The sequence below is a fragment of the Anaeroglomus insulsum genome (assembly GCF_050689095.1).
Lineage (GTDB): Bacteria > Planctomycetota > Phycisphaerae > Sedimentisphaerales > Anaerohalosphaeraceae > Anaeroglomus > Anaeroglomus insulsum.
Genome location: NZ_JBOGCL010000003.1, coordinates 221,084 through 237,510 on the forward strand (window position 1 = coordinate 221,084; position 16,427 = coordinate 237,510).

Here is a 16,427-nt window from a genome sequence, read left to right on the forward strand (position 1 = left end):
TCAATGAAAGGTTGTGGCATGAAAATCTGGCTGGACAACGGGCTGGTGGACAAAGAGCAGGCAAAGGTGTCAGTGTTTGACCATGGTTTGCTGTATGGAGATGGTGTATTTGAAGGGATTCGGGTGTACGGCGGCAAAATATTTGAACTTGAGGCACACCTCAAACGTTTGTGGGATTCTGCCAAAGTCATTCGTCTGGAAATCCCAATGACCATGGAGCAGATGACCGAGGCTCTCTATCAGACCGTCCGGGCCAACAATGTTGTCGATGGTTACATTCGTCAGGTGGTCACCCGCGGTGTCGGCGATCTGGGCCTTAATCCCTATTTGTGCAAACGGGCCTGTGTGATTATTATTGCCGCCAACATCCAGCTTTATAAAGAGGAATTATATGAAAAAGGCCTCAAGGTGGTCAGTGTCCCAACCCTGCGAAATCACCCCATGGCACTGCCGCCGCAGGTCAAGAGTCTGAATTATCTGAACAATATTATGGCCAAGATCGAGTGCATCGATGCCGGAGCCAGTGAAGCAATTATGTATAATAGCGAAGGGTATGTCGCTGAAGCCAGCGGGGACAATGTCTTTATCGTGAAAAATGGAACGATTTACACGCCGCCGGTGCAGGCCGGCTCTCTGGATGGAATTACACGCCAGGTTGTCATGCGTCTGGCCTCACAGGCCGGATTGCCGGTGGTGGAAAAGAATCTGACACGGTTTGACTTGTATGTTGCGGATGAATTTTTCCTGACGGGTTCGGCGGCTGAAGTCATCGGCGTAGTGGAAATCGATGGTCGCAGAGTTGGCCAGGGTACCCCGGGGCCGATCACTCAGAAACTGCGAAAGCTGTTTTTTGAATATGCCCGTTCGTAAATCCAACAAGGCCTCATCAAAACCGCAGCCGGCTGCGGCGTTTGCGGATTTGTTTGCTCCTGTGGCCGAACAGATAGAGTTGGTCCGTCGCCAGTTGACCCAGCGTCTGACCAGTCGTTATGATCGCGTCAATTCCCAGATCGAATCGATTGGTGCCGGCCAGGGCAAGCTGTTTCGAGCCGCCATGCTGCTGCTTAGCGGCAAGGTCATTGGTTCTATCCGACATGATCATATTGAGTTAGCCATGATGGTTGAGCTGGTGCATACCGCTACCCTGCTGCATGATGATGTCATCGACCAGGCACGCACCCGCCGCAATCAGCCGACGATGAATCAGCTCTGGGGCAATACGGCCGCTGTTCTGATGGGCGATTTTCTTCTGAGCCGGGCGTTTCTGGCCGGGGCGGAACTGAATCTTCCTCGTTCTGGCAAGATTCTCAGCCAGACCGCGGAACAGATTTGTCAGGGAGAGCTTCTTCAGAACCTCCGACAGGGCGATGTCTCTTTGACTGAAGCAGACTACCTTGAGATAATCGAAGGTAAAACGGCCAGTCTGTTTTCTGCGGCGTGTGTTTTGGGGGCCATCGCCTCCAGGGCGAATCCGGTTCAGGAAGATATCCTGCGCGAATATGGCCGCTGCGTCGGCATGGCATTCCAGATTACAGATGACATCCTTGACATTACCGGTGATGATAAACGCCTTGGCAAGACGCTCGGTACCGATCTGGGACAAAATAAGCTGACTCTGCCGCTGATTTACTGCCTCCGAAAAAAGCGGCCTGCGGCACGAAGGGCATTTATTGAATCCCTGGCCGGCATGGATAAATCCAGTCGTATTGAGCAGTTGCAGCTTAATGGGGCGCTGGACCTGGCACGACAAAAAGCCTCGGATTATTCGCAAATGGCTCTCAAAGCCATCTGCCAACTCAAGCCTGGTCCAGCTCGCGAAGCGCTCGAAAACATTGCCAGGGCTGTCGGCTCCCGATCGTAGCTCGTATTGGCGGTGTACAGCGGCTTTGGGACGAGTTGTTTTACCCACCGCAATCAGTTCCTAAATACGCCAAAGCCTCTTTCCCCGGCGGATTCCTTTCTTTTAGACTTGACGGTATGGGGGAATTCGGGTACTCTTTGTCGCTGTTTTCTGATGGAGATAATCTGCACCCAGTGTGTGAATAACGGTTGAAATCCTAACAGAACGAAAGGGAAACGGATATGTTTACGACAATTGTGGATGTAAAAGCAAGAGAAATATTGGATTCTCGCGGCAATCCGACCGTCGAAGTCGATGTGCTGCTGGATGATGGGTCGTTTGGCCGGTTTGCGGTTCCGTCGGGAGCCAGCACGGGTGCCTATGAAGCCTGCGAACTTCGTGATCCCAAGAAGAAACGCTATATGGGCAAAGGCGTACAGCAGGCGGTTGACAATGTCAACAAGAAGATCGCCCCGGAAATCATCGGGATGGATGCCCTGGCTCAGGAAGAGCTGGACAAGTATCTGTGCGATATCGACGGCACAGCCAACAAGAGCAAACTGGGTGCCAATGCCATTCTGGGCGTGTCACTGGCTGTGGCCAAGGCGGCTGCGATTTCGGTGGACCTGCCTCTGTACCGCTATATCGGCGGGTGCAATGCCAATGTTTTGCCGGTGCCGATGATGAACATCCTCAATGGCGGCAAACATGCCGATAACAACGTGGATTTCCAGGAATTTATGATTATGCCCATTGGTGCTCCGGACTTCCCGACGGCCCTGCAGATGGGTGCCGAAGTCTTCCACACGCTCAAGGGTGTGTTGAAAAGCAAGGGCTACAACACCGCCGTCGGCGACGAAGGCGGCTTTGCTCCCTCGCTCAAGAGCAACGAAGAGGCGCTGGACGTGATTATGGAAGCCATCAAAAAGGCCGGCTACAAGGCAGGCAAGGATATTTCCATTGCACTGGACCCTGCATCGACTGAAATGTATGAAAACAAGAAGTATAAATTCTTCAAATCTGCCCCCAAGAACCTGGTCAGCTCCGATTATATGGTCGAGCATTGGGCCAAGTGGGTCAAGAATTATCCCATCGTCAGCATCGAAGATGGCCTGGCTGAAGATGACTGGGCCGGCTGGAAGGCCCTGACCGACAAGATCGGTGACACCTGCCAGCTCGTCGGCGACGACCTGTTCGTTACCAACACCAAGCGTCTGGCCATGGGTATCGAAAAAGGCTGTGCCAACTCGATTCTCATCAAGGTCAACCAGATCGGCACCCTGACCGAAACCCTGCAGGCAATCAACCTGGCTTCCCGCAATGGCTACACCGCTATTATGAGCCATCGTTCCGGCGAAACCGAAGACAGCACCATTGCGGACCTGGCGGTTGCTACCGGCGTCGGCCAGATCAAAACCGGTGCTCCCTGCCGTACCGACCGCATCTGCAAGTACAACCAGTTGCTGCGGATTCATGAGCAGTTGGGTTCGGCGGCGGTGTATGGCGGCGAAATCTTCAAGTATAAAGGCTAATTTAGTCGATTTTGTACAGCAGAGGTCTCTGTTGCAGGGACCTCTGCTTTTTTTATTGACTGCTGTCCGTCGAGAAGGGCGGTTATGTCTGGCATGAGCAGGCTGGGACTGTTGATACGATATCTGATATTCTGCACGTTTTTCGCGGTGGGCGGGACCGCGATGGTGGTCTCGTTTCTGGTCAAGCCGGAAATGACAGATTATCTCCAGAGCCGGGAGATGCTGGAAAAGACCCGGCGGGATAACGACAAGATCAGGGATTTAATCGACCAATACAAGTCTCAGATTATCCTTATTGAGCAGGAACCCAATGTCCTCAAGCGTCTGGAGCAGATTACGCTTCGCCAGACGCCGGTGCAGGAAAATACGGCCTATCCATCCGAATATAATACCCAGCTTGCTGATATGGCCAGGGAAATCATTGAAAATTCCCAACCTGCTGATCCCAATGAACAGATTCCTGTGTGGATGAAGCGGGTGATTTATCCGCGTTATCGGACGGCACTATGCCTGTCAGGGGCAGCGCTGATTCTGGTGGCGTTTATGTTCTTTAGTGGTCCGCGTCTGGTTGAGAAAAAGAAAAAAACCTTTTATTACCGCTAACGACATATCCCCAATCAACGGGCATAGAAAACCACTGGCGACGGAGGCTGCATCGTCCCTTCCTGCCGGGGGTGTTGAGCAGCTCGGTTGTCTTGAAAAACGGGAATTCGGGGTTGTTTCCTGTGTAAAACACGATATTCTGGGACATTCAGGCGAAGTTGGAAATATCTTTCCAGACTATACAGAGAAGGGCCCTTTTTGGCCGATACAATAACAATCGGCCCTGCCAGTATTATCAGGGCTGTTTTTATTGAAAACAGAGGAAATACAGATAGACCATAGGCGGTCGTGGCGGGATTGACCTGCTTTTGACCTCGATACAGGAATACAGAAAAGCGGTGAAACATAGCAATTTATATCGTATTGCCGTGGAGGGCATCCTGCTGTGCGGGTGCATTTTATTGTTTTGCAGCGCGGCCAGTTTCGACATCGCCGATCCTCCAAGCGACTATGCCTGGCCGCATAACCAGCCGGTAAAGAACTGGATAGGTCCGGCTGGGGCGCTGGCGGCCTATTATATGCATTACTATATTGGTCCGGGGGTTTTACTGGGACTGTTTGCCTGTATCTGGATGCTCATTACGCATCTGTCGGGTAAGGAGATTTCCCAGCCGGTATTGCGGGTTATTGGGATGCTGCTGCTGGTTGCAGCCGCTTCGACGACTTGGTATCTGCTCTGGCCGGTCAATACAGCGGAATACGGTGTATTTTATCAGGGGGCTTTGGGGTGGGTTTATAATTATCAGGTTATCCGTCTGCCCGGCGGGGTGCTGGCCTTTAATGGCGATGAATTCCCGATGGGCAATGGCGGGATTATTGGTCATTTTGCCGGGGAGTTGCTCAAACAGAAATTTGCCTTGCTGGGGTCGGTAATTGTCTTGTGCTGTACTTGGCTGGTGGGAGCGGTGCTGTTGGCGGATTCGCTGGTGTTGGCGGTGGTACGGTGGTTTGGGTATGGGGTGATGAAATTCTTTGGTGTTGCCGGCCCTGCGATTCACGCTGCCCGGGAGCAGTCGGCCGTGCTGGGTGATATCTGGAAACGACTTAGCGAAAAGCAGAAAGCCAGAGGGGATGGCTCCCTGCGCGACATTAAATTGCCCAACCGGATTCCATTGGGTCGCACCCAGCCCAAGGTCTCGCTGATACCTTCCGCACAGGAACCACAGGCTCACGATCAGACGGAATTAGGTGAAGGTCAGGAGCAGACGGCTGGAGAAGTAGGTGAACAGACAGCGGTTGAGACCGCTGGAGAAGGAGATGGTGTTGAGACTCAGCACACCCAGCAGACAGAAGCCAAGGCCCCCGCTGCCAAATCCCTGATCAAGCCGCGTCCTGCCCCCCGGCCCAAGCAGCCGGAATACAAACCTGCGACGTATGATGATTATCAGCTTCCGCCGCTGGATTTGCTCAAGGATCCGGAAAAGGGCTTTGCTGCCGTGCAGGGCAAGATGGTTGAAGAGAAGGCCCAGATACTGGAAGGGTTGCTCAATGAGTTTGGCATCAATGCCCAGGTGGTTAATGCTGAGCCGGGACCGGCGATTACCATGTATGAATTGCAGTTGGCTCCGGGCATCAAGGTCAACCAGATTTCCAATCTGGCCAACGATATGGCTCGGGCACTGGGTTCGGGGACGGTTCGTGTTGTGGCACCGCTGCCGGGCAAGCACACCATCGGCATCGAAGTCCCCAACAGCCAGCGAGAAACAGTTCGGCTCAAGGATCTGATTTTGCGAGGCGGTTCGCAGATTGCCCGGATGCAGATTCCGCTGTTTCTGGGCAAGAGTTCCTCCGGTGAGGCACTGGTGTCTGATCTGGCAGGGATGCCGCACCTGCTGATTGCGGGTACGACCGGCTCGGGTAAAAGCGTCTGTATCAATACGATTATTACCAGCGTGATGCTGACTCGCAGGCCCGATGAGGTCAAGATGATTTTGATTGACCCGAAGATGGTGGAAATGGCGGCTTTTGAATCGATTCCCCATTTGATGTGCCCGACGGTTACTGAGACCCGCAAGGCCGAACAGATTCTGGAATGGGCGACGACGACGATGGATGAGCGGTACGAACTGCTGGCCGAGGCCAAGGTACGCAATATTGCCTCGTATAATATGCTGACGCCGGAGCAGATTAACGACATCTTCAAGCCGTCCACGCCGGAAGAAGAACTCAAGATTCCCAAGAAGCTGCCGTATATCGTAATTATCATTGATGAGCTGGCCGATCTGATGATGACCAGTGCCAAGGAAGTCGAAGCGTATATCGTGCGTATTGCTCAGAAGAGCCGTGCGGTCGGGATTCACCTGGTGGTGGCGACGCAGCGTCCGCAGGCGACGGTCGTGACCGGCCTGATTAAAGCCAACATGCCCTGTCGTATCGGTTTCCGTGTGGCCGCCCGGATGGACAGCCGTATTATCCTTGACCAGAACGGTGCGGAGGCCCTGCTGGGACAGGGTGATATGCTGTTCCTCAAGCCCGGCACCAGCGACCTGATTCGCTCGCAGGGGGCGTACCTGGATGATGATGAAATCCGCGGCGTGGTCAATTTCCTCAAGGATGTGGCCCAGCCGCAGTATCACCCTGAATTGATTCAGATGAACCGTATTGATATCGGCGAAGGCAGCAAGGATGAACTGTTTGATGAGGCGGTGCGGATTGTGCTGGAGACCCGACGCGGCAGTGTGTCGCTGCTGCAGCGGAAATTATCGATTGGCTATGCCCGCGCCAGTCGAATTATCGAGATGATGGCCAACGCCGGCATTCTCGGCGAATACAAGGGTTCACAGGCCCGCGAAGTGACCATGACCCTCGATGAATACGAACAGATGCGAAAGAATATGCTGGCCGATGAAGTTGCCGGTTATAAGGACCTGGCCCAGGAAGCCGCCGCTGACCAAGACTATGACAGCCCCACTGAAGAACTCGACGAAGACGAGGACGACGAAAAGTAAATCGGCTAAAAGCGGGGGTCTATGAACACGATTGATTCGTCAGGGCAGAACAAGCCACAGCGTCGAAAACGCTACTGCGGCACACACCCGAGGCATTTTACCGAAAAATACAAGGAGCACGCCATCGATGCGCATCCGGAGCTGCTGGAGCATCTTCGGGCCAAGGGCAAGACGCCGGCAGGGACACATATCCCGATTCTGGTCCATGAGGTCATGGATGTGCTCAGGCCCGCGGCGGGGGAAATCGTGGCGGACTGTACGCTGGGTTATGGCGGCCATGCAGCGGAATTTATGCGGCGGATCGGGCCAACGGGTCGGCTGGTGGGCTTTGATGTGGATGGAGCCGAACTGGAACGGACCCGCAATCGGCTGGAGCCGCTGGGGGTGCCGATGAGCCTGTATCGAAGCAATTTTGCGGGGATTGCCAATGTGATGACGAAGGAAGGGCTGGAGGGATTTGATGTGATATTCGCCGACCTGGGGCTGTCGAGCATGCAGATCGATAATCCCGCTCGCGGGATGAGTTATAAGCATGATGGGCCGCTGGATATGCGGATGGATGACCGGCGGCAGCGGACAGCGGCGGATTTGCTCAATACGCTGTCAGAGCAGGAGCTGGCCCAGGCCCTGGACGAATTGGCCGATGAGCCGGACTGCCAGGCGATTGCGAGCCGGATTGTTCAGCGACGGGCAACAGAGAAATTTGTCGAAACCAGGCAGCTGGTTACGCTGATTTTTGAGGTCAAAGGCATCACAATGCAGGACTGGAAGCGGCGGCAGAATCCGGGGCTGCTGCACCCGGCGGCACGGACATTTCAGGCGCTGCGGATGCTGGTTAATGATGAACTGGGGACGCTGCGGGAATTGCTGCGTGTGGTGCCATACTGCCTCAAGCCCGGCGGTCGAATCGGGATCCTTAGTTTTCACAGCGGCGAGGACCGGCTGGTTAAACATGCCTTTTCCCATGGAGTACGTGAGGGGGTGTACGCGATGGCGGCCAAAGACGTGATTACGCCCTCGCGTGAAGAGATTGCCTCCAATCCGCGCAGTGCGTCGGCAAAATTACGCTGGGCTATCAAATAAAAAAAGCCGCGAGGGTCACCCGCGGCCTATCGTCAAAAGTGATGTATGGTGACATCACCCTCTCGTTTATTTTTTACGCATTCTCAAAGCCATTCCACCCAGACCCAACATCAGCAGTGTTGCCGGTTCAGGGATGCTGGCGATTTCGATATTGTCGATGGCAAACTTATCGTTGCCGGGGCCTTCCACGAGGTCGTCGAGCCGAAGCTGGACAAAGCTCTGGTTATTGATTGCGGTGTATGCGGATAAATCCAGGGTTACGGAATACCAGGAATCCGTGGCCCACCCGGGTGTGATGGCCTGGTTGTCGGCGACCTGGGTCCACTTGCCGTCGGCGGAGGTGCGATAAGCGAAATCAAAACTGACCGCCAGTTCGGATTTATAATCCCAGCGGATGGTCAGGCCGGTAAAGCCTGTGGTATTGAGTGTGATGATTAATGCCGCATCATTGTCCGTACCGGATTTGTTGATGTCATCCCATGCGGCAGCCTGACCGGCAATATGTGAAATCCCGGCCGAATCGGTATAGGCGATGCCGTTTTTTCCATTGGTGTCAAGGCCGGAGCCAAGCAGGGACAGAGTCGGAGCGGTAACGGTGTTGTAGTAGGCCGGGCTTTCGGTGTAAAAGGCACTGCTGTCGCCGAAATTCCAAACGGCTAACACAGAAGCGGACGCCGGGGTGGCTGTTGCCAGAAGGGCACACAAAGCAAGACTGAAAAATAGGGTGGTTTTCATCATTTCTCCTCTCCGAAAGTAGTAATAACACGGAAGAATTTCCGATATTTATCAAATAATTATAACAATTTGGGCAATTAAAGTCAAATTAAAATGGGTTTCCCGTTGGAAGGGCGGAATGTGGGATATTTGCTTGATTTCGCACAAAAAGGGCACTAATCTTAGCTTTTCTGGTCCAAAATGAAGATTAAAAATGTGTTAGAAGAAAGTCGTCGTTGTGTATAGACAAATACTGCAAGGTTATAGTCGGCTCTTCGGGTTGTGGATTGTGCTGGCCGGAGTGGCGGCGTATTTCTGGCCCGGTGTGTTTGCCGGAGCACAGAAGTACAACCTGTATTTTTTTGCGTTGACGATGTTTGGTATCGGGGCGGTGCTGACGCCAGCGGATTTTATGCCGGTGGTGCGGCAGCCGTGGCTGGTGCTGCTGGGGACGGCGGCGCAATATACGATTATGCCGTTCAGTGCGTATCTGATATCGCAGTGGTTTCAGTTGCCCGATGAGCTGGCGGCAGGGCTGATTCTGGCCGGGTGTGCACCGGGAGCGATGTCCAGCAATGTGATTTGCTATATCTCGGGGGCTGATACCGCGTATTCAGTGGCACTGACCTCGGTATCGACGCTGTTGTGTCCGCTGATGACGGCGGGGCTGACCAAGCTGCTGGTGGGGACCCGACTGGAGGTCAGTTTCTGGAAGATGTTTTTCGATTTGATTTTGACAGTGCTTGTGCCGCTGGCGGCGGGGTTCCTGTTTCGGCGTTTTTTCCGACGGTTTGCCGAAGCGGTCAAGGATGTCTTTCCGGCAGTCTCGGTAACCTTCATCTTTTTTATCTGTGCGGTGGTCATCGCGGCCAATCATGATCGGATTGCGGAGATGACCTGCTTGATTCTGCTGGTGGTGGTGATTTTGAACGTTGGCGGGCTGACAAGCGGCTATCTGCTGGGAGCCCTGTTCAAGCTCGGCATTCCCCAGCGGCGGACACTGAGTATTGAAATCGGGATGCAGAATGCGGGTCTGGGCAGTGTTCTGGCGATTCAGAATTTTGGGCCGCGTGCGGCGGTGCCAACGGCGCTGTTTGTGTATGTGTGCATCTTTACCGCCGCGATCCTGTGCGAGTTCTGGAAACGCAGCCGGGAGAATGCCAGCCATGGTGAGACCGGGACAACGCGATGAAAAAGCTGCTCAACGAAAAATGGCTGGTGGGTTTTCTGGGGCTGATTGCAGCGGTGCCGGCGCTGTCCACGGATATGTACCTGGCGGCGATGCCGCTGATCGCCGAACAGTGGAGTGTGTCTCAGAGCCGGGTGGGACTGTCGATGGTGATGTGGTTTATCAGCTTCAGTATCTGTCTGCTGCTGTGTGGTCCGATTTCCGACAAGTACGGGCGACGCCCGGTGCTGCTGACGGGCTTGTCGCTGTTTACGCTGTCCAGTTTTCTGTGTGCCTCGGCGGGTAATGTCGTGCAGCTGATTCTGTTTCGGATGCTGCAGGGGGCCAGTGCCGCGGCGCCCGGGTCGATGTGCATGGCAATCTGCCGCGACCGCTACGAGGGCGATCGTCGAAAACATGTCCTGGCGTATATCAGTATTATCCTGTCGATTACGCCGATGCTGGCTCCGATGATCGGGGCGATGCTGCTCAAATATGTGCACTGGCGGGCGATCTTTGTGGTGCAAGGGATACTGACGCTGGGGACGCTGTCGCTGGCAGTGGTGTTTGATGAGACCCTGCGTTCGCCGCTTTCCGAGCCGTTTTATAAGCTTCTGGGGCGGTATCTCAAGCTGCTGGGCAATACGAATTATCTGCTGTGCAATAACGCGATGGGGCTTCTGGCGGGGCCGTTTTTCGGGTATCTGGGGTTTTCCTCGATGGTGTATATCTCGATTTTCGGGCTGTCGGAGCAGATGTTCAGTCTGTTTTTTGGTCTTAACGCGATGGTGTCGATGCTGGGGGCGTTTACCTGCACTCGCCTGACGCGATCTATTTCCGATGTGCGACTGATTACAGCGTCGCTGTTTGGTTATGCGGCCTGCGGACTGGGAATGCTGCTGCTGGGCTCGCTGCATTATCTTTATTTTGCGGTGTTTATGGCGGGGATTTCCTATTGCCTGGGTATCAGCCGGCCGCTGAGCAATCACCTGATTCTGGAGCAGGTTCAGACAGACATCGGCTCGGCGTCATCGTTTATTGTGTTTTATCAGTTTCTGGTCGGGGCAATCTCTATGGCGATTACCACGGCGGGCTGGAGCAGGCCAATTCTGGTGTTCGGGGTGCTTGCTTTTGTGGTGCCGGTGGTTGTGCTGATGTTGTGGCCGTTACTCATCCGGCGAACATATCGCGTAAAATCCTCAGCCTGAATTTCACCCCATGGGACGGAGAGTTCCGCTGTTTGAAACACAAGTCGAAACGATTCGACTTGGGTGGCAAACCTCCATGGTATCGTTTCGCTGACGCTATCGATGAAATCAAAAAGGCCTGTTGTCTTAACAGGCCTTTTTGATAGAGGAGATTGTGCCTCTTTTGCTCTGCCAAGGCAATTAATCTCCCTGAATCGTGATTTTTTTGCTCTTTGAGGTCTCCGATTCCAGCTTGGGCATCTGGATTTTCAAAACCCCTTTCTTGAAACTGGCTTTGACCTGATCCTGATTGACCTGGCTGGGCAATTGGATCGATCGGACAAAAGCACCATAGCTGCATTCCCGATGGTAGCAGCGAGCATCTTTGTGCTCCTTTTCCTGTTTCTTTTCCCCCCGAATTGTCAGCACGTCTTCGTTGAGCGTCACCTCGATGTCTTTTTGATCCATTCCCGGCAGTTCGGCAGTGACCGTAATGTCCTTATCGGTTTCAGCCACATCCACAGCCGGGACGTAGTCCTGCTCAGACAGACTCAATCCGCCGGACGGTTCGAATCCCCAGTCACTAAAGAAATCCTCGAACAGCCGGTTCATACGTCTCTGGAGTCCTGTCAGTGACAATTCATCAGAGGGTCGGACCTGAATTGTTCGGTTTGCTTTTTTGAAAGGTATCAAATTACCTAATACCATAATCCACCTACCTTTCTTTGATTAGGGTTAATCAAACGGTTCGGCTTAGTTTAAGCCACACCAGACTAAATACAAATGGCGTGCCAGGCACTATGAGTGTCTGTAAGACTCTGTCTGTCAATGACTTAAAAAACGCGGCAGTGTTCCAGGGAGGTTTTTATCCTGCCAATTTGACACCCTGAAACGGGCCCGGATACGAGGTATCGACTGGCAAAGCGACAAAGATGAGTCGCAATTAGAAAAGCATATAATGACAAATGCTCTGTCGTGGCGGCTCAGAAGGGCCTACTGGCGATGTTAACAGGAACGACCAGGGGGGGGGGACACCCACGTGTCGGTATTCGCTCTGGTGTATATACCTTGTACTGTACAGGGGATATCTATATATGTCGTTTATTATGAATTCCCCAGTGAAAGATTCTTGACAACGCGGCGGATTATCCTTACATTGTGGACTCTTTGAGCACAGCAACGGCGGAGAGAGTACGCCTTGATGCCAAAGTTAAAAACAAAATTCTGATAAAACCAAAACCTGATGGTCTGGTGATACTGATAAACTGAAACCTCTATATTAAAGGAGACATTTTATGGCGACAAAGATTGCGATTAACGGTTTTGGCCGTATTGGCCGGCTTGTTTTCCGTGCTCTGGTCGAGCAGGGATTGCTGGGCACCCAGTTTGACGTGGTAGCGGTGGGTGATATTGTTCCGGCTGACAATCTGGCTTATCTGTTGAAGTATGATTCCGTACAGGGTAAATTCAATGGTACCGTCAGCTCCAAGAAGTCCACGCCCGATAAAGAGGCCGACGATGTGCTGGTGGTTAACGGCAAAGACATTCTTGTCGTCAGTGCCAAGACTCCGGCCGAGCTGCCCTGGGCCAAACTGGGTGTACAGCTGGTGATTGAATCCACCGGCCTGTTCACTGCGGCGGAAAAGGCTAAAGGCCATATCGATGCCGGCGCCAAGAAAGTCCTGATTACCGCACCGGCCAAAGGTGAAGACATCACCATCGTGATGGGCGTCAATGATGACAAATATGATGGTTCCAAGCACCATATCGTATCCAATGCCTCCTGCACCACCAACTGCCTGGCTCCGGTTGTGCACGTGCTGCTCAAAGAAGGCTTTGGCCTGGCTGAAGGTCTGATGACCACCGTTCACGCCTATACCGCCACTCAGAAGACTGTTGATGGTCCGTCCAAAAAGGACTGGAAAGGCGGCCGTACCGCAGCTCAGAACATTATTCCTTCGACTACCGGTGCCGCCAAGGCCGTTGGGCTGGTTTTGCCCGAAGTCAAAGGCAAACTGACCGGCATGGCATTCCGTGTTCCGGTTCCGACGGTGTCGGTGGTGGACCTGACGTTCAGGACTGTCAAAGACACTTCGCTGGCCGAGATCAAAGCGGCGATGAAAAAGGCCAGCGAAACCTATCTGAACGGGATTCTCGGCTATACCGAAGACGAAGTGGTATCCAGCGATTTCATTCATGATGCCCGTTCGTCGATCTTCGATGCCGGTTCTGCCGTTGAACTGAACAAGAATTTCTTCAAACTGGTCAGCTGGTATGACAACGAGTGGGGATATTCCAATCGTACGGTTGACCTGCTCAAGAAGATGGCAAAATAAAAAAAGGGTTAAGAAAGCCTGTTGAATGACAGGCTTTTTTTTATTACGGATTACTGATTGATAGGAAAGACAAATATGGCAAAGAAAACTGTTGCAGATATTGATGTCAAAGGAAAACGTGTCCTGATGCGGGTGGATTTCAATGTGCCCATCGATGCCCAGGGAAACATTACCTCGGACAATCGCATTGTCATGGCGCTGCCGACAATCAAGACGATTATTGAAAAGGGCGGCCGGGTGATATTAATGAGCCATCTGGGTCGGCCCGATGGTGAAAAGAAACTCGAGTTTACGATGAAGCCGGTGGCCAAGCGTCTGTCGGAGCTTCTGGGCAAGCCCGTTATTTTTGCCGAGGATTGCATTGGGCCGGATGTCAAGGCCAAGGCGATGGCGCTCAAGGATGGCGAGGTGATGCTGCTGGAAAATGTTCGCTTTTATAAGGCCGAAGAGATTAAGGATAAAAAGGCCAAGGACGATCCGGCACTCCGCAAGGAAAAGGATGATTTTGCCAGACAGCTTGCCGAGCTGGGCGATGTCTATGTGGACGATGCCTTTGGTACGGCTCACCGCGATAACGCCTCAATGCTGACGGTGCCGCAGATGATGGGCAACAAACCCAAAGTCGTTGGGTTCCTGGTCGAAAAAGAACTGAAGTTCCTCGGCGACACCATCAATCATCCGGTACGGCCGTTCGTGGCGATTCTCGGTGGTGCCAAGGTGTCCGATAAGCTGGCCGTGATTGAAAACCTGCTGAACAAAGTGGATCGTATTCTCATTGGCGGGGCCATGGCCTATACCTTCTTCAAGGCCAATGGCAAAAAGGTCGGCAAGAGTCTGTGTGAAGATGATTTCATCGAATCAGCCAAGGAATTATATGGCAAGGCCAAGGCTGCTGGATGCGAACTGGTGTTGCCGGTTGATACTGTGATTGCCAAAGAATTCAAGGAAAACGCTGAAAACACAGTTGTTTCCGGCGATATTCCGGATGAATGGCAGGGGATGGACATCGGTCCTGCGACGCGCAAGCTGTTTGTTGAAAAGCTGGCCGATGCCAAAACCGTCGTCTGGAACGGCCCGATGGGTGTGTTCGAAATGAAGCCGTTTGATGAAGGCACCAAGGCTGTCGCTCAGGCGGTTGCGGATGCAACCAGCAGGGGAGCCAAAAGCGTCATCGGCGGCGGCGACAGTGCCAGTGCCATCAAAAAGATGAAGCTGTCGGATAAGGTGACGCATGTCTCCACCGGCGGCGGTGCCAGCCTGGAGTTCATGGAAGGCAAGAAGTTCAAAGCCATCGACATTCTGGATGAGAAGTAATCATCCCGCCTCCCGTGGTGCGGATTGTACAGCGTGATAAAACCATGAAGAGCGTGAAGAACATGAAGCCGTAACCTTGATGGTCTTCATGGGCTTCATGGTTTCTCGCTGGGTGATTTTTATATCCGCAGGGTGTAGCAAAACCAGCAGTCATGGACACAAGAAAATTACCAAAGCCCGGAACCTATGAGCTGTCCCCGTCGATCCTGAGTGCAGACTTTGCAAATCTGGCCTCCGAGATTGCCCAGGTCACACAGGCCGGGGCAAAGATGGTGCATCTGGATGTGATGGACGGCCATTTTGTGCCCAATATCACACTGGGGCCGGTTGTGGTCAAGTGGATTCGCAAGTGTACCGATGCTTTTCTCGATACGCACCTGATGATTAGCGAGCCCCAGCGTTATGCCGAGGCCTTTATCAAGGCGGGTGCGGATTTGATTACGTTTCATATTGAAACCGTCAAGCAGCCCGAAGAGTTTGTTAAGACCCTTCGCGGCCTGGGTGCCCAGGTTGGCATCACGCTGAACCCGGCGACCGAGGTCAGGGCGATTGAAAAAGTCGCCCCGCTATGCGATATGGTGCTGGTGATGACGGTCAATCCCGGCTTCGGAGCACAGGCATTCATGGACGAGGCGGCTCAGAAATGCCGGCGTGTGCGGGAGGTTGTCGGGCCGAATGTGCGAATTGAAGTCGATGGCGGCATTTATGCCGATACGATTGTCAAGGCACGCGATTACGGCGCTGATACGTTTGTGGCGGGCAACGCCATTTTTGGACAGCCCGACCGTGCGGCAGCGATGAACTCACTGCTAAGCGCAGTAAATAGAAAATCATAGTTCATAGTAAAACGAGTATGGCAAAAAATAAAAAAGCAGGGTGGAATGGATTTTCACTGAAACCGCGTAAAGAGATGCCGGCCGGCCTCTGGATGGCCTGCTCCTCCTGTCAGCAGATGCTGTACCGCAAGACCGTGGAGGAAAATCTCAACGTGTGTCCGGATTGCGGCTGTCATTTCCGTGTGGATGGACCGACCCGGGTACGCCAGCTTGCCGACGAGGGAACCTTTGAAGAGATTGGAGCCAACCTGGGCAGCAGCGACCCGCTGGGCTTTACCTGGGGCGATAAATCCTATAAAGACCGCATCGGGTTTGATCCGTCCAAAACCGCCACACATGAGGCGATCCTGGTGGGCAAGACCTTTATCAAAGGCCGCGGGGTGGTGCTGGCGGTGATGGATTTTAATTTTCTGGGCGGCTCGATGGGCATGGTCGTCGGCGAGAAATTCTGCCGCGGGGTGGATATCGCCATTGAAGAAGGCCTCCCGTTTGTCGTGGTATCGTGTTCGGGCGGGGCGCGAATGCACGAAGGGCTGGTCTCGCTGTCGCAGATGGCCAAAACCAGTGCCGCACTGGCCCGGCTGGATGAAAAGGGCGGTCTGTATATTTCACTGCTCAGCGACCCGACCACCGGCGGCGTGGCGGCCAGCTTTGCGATGCTGGGGGATATTATCATTGCCGAACCCAATGCCCTGATTGGCTTTGCCGGGCCGCGGGTGATTCAGCAGACCATTAAAATCGAGCTTCCCGAAGGCTTCCAGCGTTCGGAATTTCTTCTGGAACATGGATTTATCGATATGATTGTCAAGCGGCACGATTTGCGCAGCGAAATCGCCCGCCTGATAGATTATTGCGGCAAGTAAGCC

At 53.4% G+C, this 16,427-nt stretch carries 14 protein-coding genes; 12 read left to right on the forward strand and 2 right to left on the reverse strand.

The window, feature by feature from the left end; translation table 11 throughout:
- Positions 1 to 18: 18 nt before the first annotated feature.
- From ilvE to rsmH, 6 genes are all read left to right on the forward strand, one after another.
- Positions 19 to 870, forward strand: a complete 852-nt coding sequence (gene ilvE / locus ACQ9LF_RS04515; protein ID WP_462488180.1) for a branched-chain-amino-acid transaminase — start codon at positions 19 to 21, stop codon at positions 868 to 870.
- Positions 857 to 1,861 carry a polyprenyl synthetase family protein gene (locus tag ACQ9LF_RS04520; protein WP_462488181.1) on the forward strand — a complete coding sequence of 335 codons (1,005 nt, stop codon included), beginning with the start codon at positions 857 to 859 and terminating at the stop codon, positions 1,859 to 1,861. Before ilvE ends, ACQ9LF_RS04520 begins: the two co-directional genes overlap by 14 nt.
- 221 nt (positions 1,862 to 2,082) lie before the next feature.
- On the forward strand, positions 2,083 to 3,372 hold the full coding sequence (eno, locus tag ACQ9LF_RS04525; protein ID WP_462488182.1) for a phosphopyruvate hydratase: 1,290 nt from the start codon (positions 2,083 to 2,085) through the stop codon (positions 3,370 to 3,372).
- An 84-nt stretch (positions 3,373 to 3,456) separates the two neighbouring features.
- Positions 3,457 to 3,975 (forward strand): hypothetical protein, encoded by a 519-nt coding sequence (locus ACQ9LF_RS04530; RefSeq protein ID WP_462488183.1) that lies wholly within the window; start codon positions 3,457 to 3,459, stop codon positions 3,973 to 3,975.
- 338 nt (positions 3,976 to 4,313) lie between these two features.
- Positions 4,314 to 6,923: an FtsK/SpoIIIE family DNA translocase gene (locus ACQ9LF_RS04535; RefSeq protein ID WP_462488184.1), complete on the forward strand. Its 2,610-nt coding sequence runs from the start codon at positions 4,314 to 4,316 to the stop codon at positions 6,921 to 6,923.
- A gap of 21 nt (positions 6,924 to 6,944) precedes the next feature.
- Positions 6,945 to 8,006: a 16S rRNA (cytosine(1402)-N(4))-methyltransferase RsmH gene (gene rsmH, locus ACQ9LF_RS04540; protein ID WP_462488185.1), complete on the forward strand. Its 1,062-nt coding sequence runs from the start codon at positions 6,945 to 6,947 to the stop codon at positions 8,004 to 8,006.
- 66 nt (positions 8,007 to 8,072) lie between these two features.
- On the opposite strand, the gene ACQ9LF_RS04545 is transcribed toward rsmH, so the two are convergent.
- Positions 8,073 to 8,744: a PEP-CTERM sorting domain-containing protein gene (locus ACQ9LF_RS04545; protein ID WP_462488186.1), complete on the reverse strand. Its 672-nt coding sequence runs from the start codon at positions 8,742 to 8,744 to the stop codon at positions 8,073 to 8,075.
- A 214-nt stretch (positions 8,745 to 8,958) separates the two neighbouring features.
- Between ACQ9LF_RS04545 and ACQ9LF_RS04550 the strand changes: the two genes are divergently transcribed.
- Positions 8,959 to 9,912 carry a bile acid:sodium symporter family protein gene (locus tag ACQ9LF_RS04550; RefSeq protein ID WP_462488187.1) on the forward strand — a complete coding sequence of 318 codons (954 nt, stop codon included), beginning with the start codon at positions 8,959 to 8,961 and terminating at the stop codon, positions 9,910 to 9,912.
- Positions 9,909 to 11,096 carry a multidrug effflux MFS transporter gene (locus ACQ9LF_RS04555; protein WP_462488188.1) on the forward strand — a complete coding sequence of 396 codons (1,188 nt, stop codon included), beginning with the start codon at positions 9,909 to 9,911 and terminating at the stop codon, positions 11,094 to 11,096. Before ACQ9LF_RS04550 ends, ACQ9LF_RS04555 begins: the two co-directional genes overlap by 4 nt.
- A 180-nt stretch (positions 11,097 to 11,276) precedes the next feature.
- On the opposite strand, the gene ACQ9LF_RS04560 is transcribed toward ACQ9LF_RS04555, so the two are convergent.
- Positions 11,277 to 11,687, reverse strand: coding sequence for an Hsp20/alpha crystallin family protein (locus tag ACQ9LF_RS04560; protein WP_462488189.1), 411 nt, complete (start codon positions 11,685 to 11,687; stop codon positions 11,277 to 11,279).
- A 683-nt stretch (positions 11,688 to 12,370) separates the two neighbouring features.
- Between ACQ9LF_RS04560 and gap the strand changes: the two genes are divergently transcribed.
- The 4 genes from gap to accD all read left to right on the forward strand — a co-directional run bounded on the left by gap (position 12,371) and on the right by accD (position 16,424).
- Positions 12,371 to 13,411, forward strand: coding sequence for a type I glyceraldehyde-3-phosphate dehydrogenase (gap, locus tag ACQ9LF_RS04565; RefSeq protein WP_462488190.1), 1,041 nt, complete (start codon positions 12,371 to 12,373; stop codon positions 13,409 to 13,411).
- Between the two features lie 75 nt (positions 13,412 to 13,486).
- Complete coding sequence (locus ACQ9LF_RS04570) at positions 13,487 to 14,725, forward strand: phosphoglycerate kinase (RefSeq protein WP_462488191.1); 1,239 nt, start codon at positions 13,487 to 13,489, stop codon at positions 14,723 to 14,725.
- A 152-nt stretch (positions 14,726 to 14,877) separates the two neighbouring features.
- Complete coding sequence (rpe, locus tag ACQ9LF_RS04575) at positions 14,878 to 15,561, forward strand: ribulose-phosphate 3-epimerase (protein ID WP_462488192.1); 684 nt, start codon at positions 14,878 to 14,880, stop codon at positions 15,559 to 15,561.
- A 17-nt stretch (positions 15,562 to 15,578) separates the two neighbouring features.
- Positions 15,579 to 16,424, forward strand: coding sequence for an acetyl-CoA carboxylase, carboxyltransferase subunit beta (gene accD / locus ACQ9LF_RS04580; protein ID WP_462488193.1), 846 nt, complete (start codon positions 15,579 to 15,581; stop codon positions 16,422 to 16,424).
- The last annotated feature ends 3 nt before the right edge of the window (positions 16,425 to 16,427 follow it).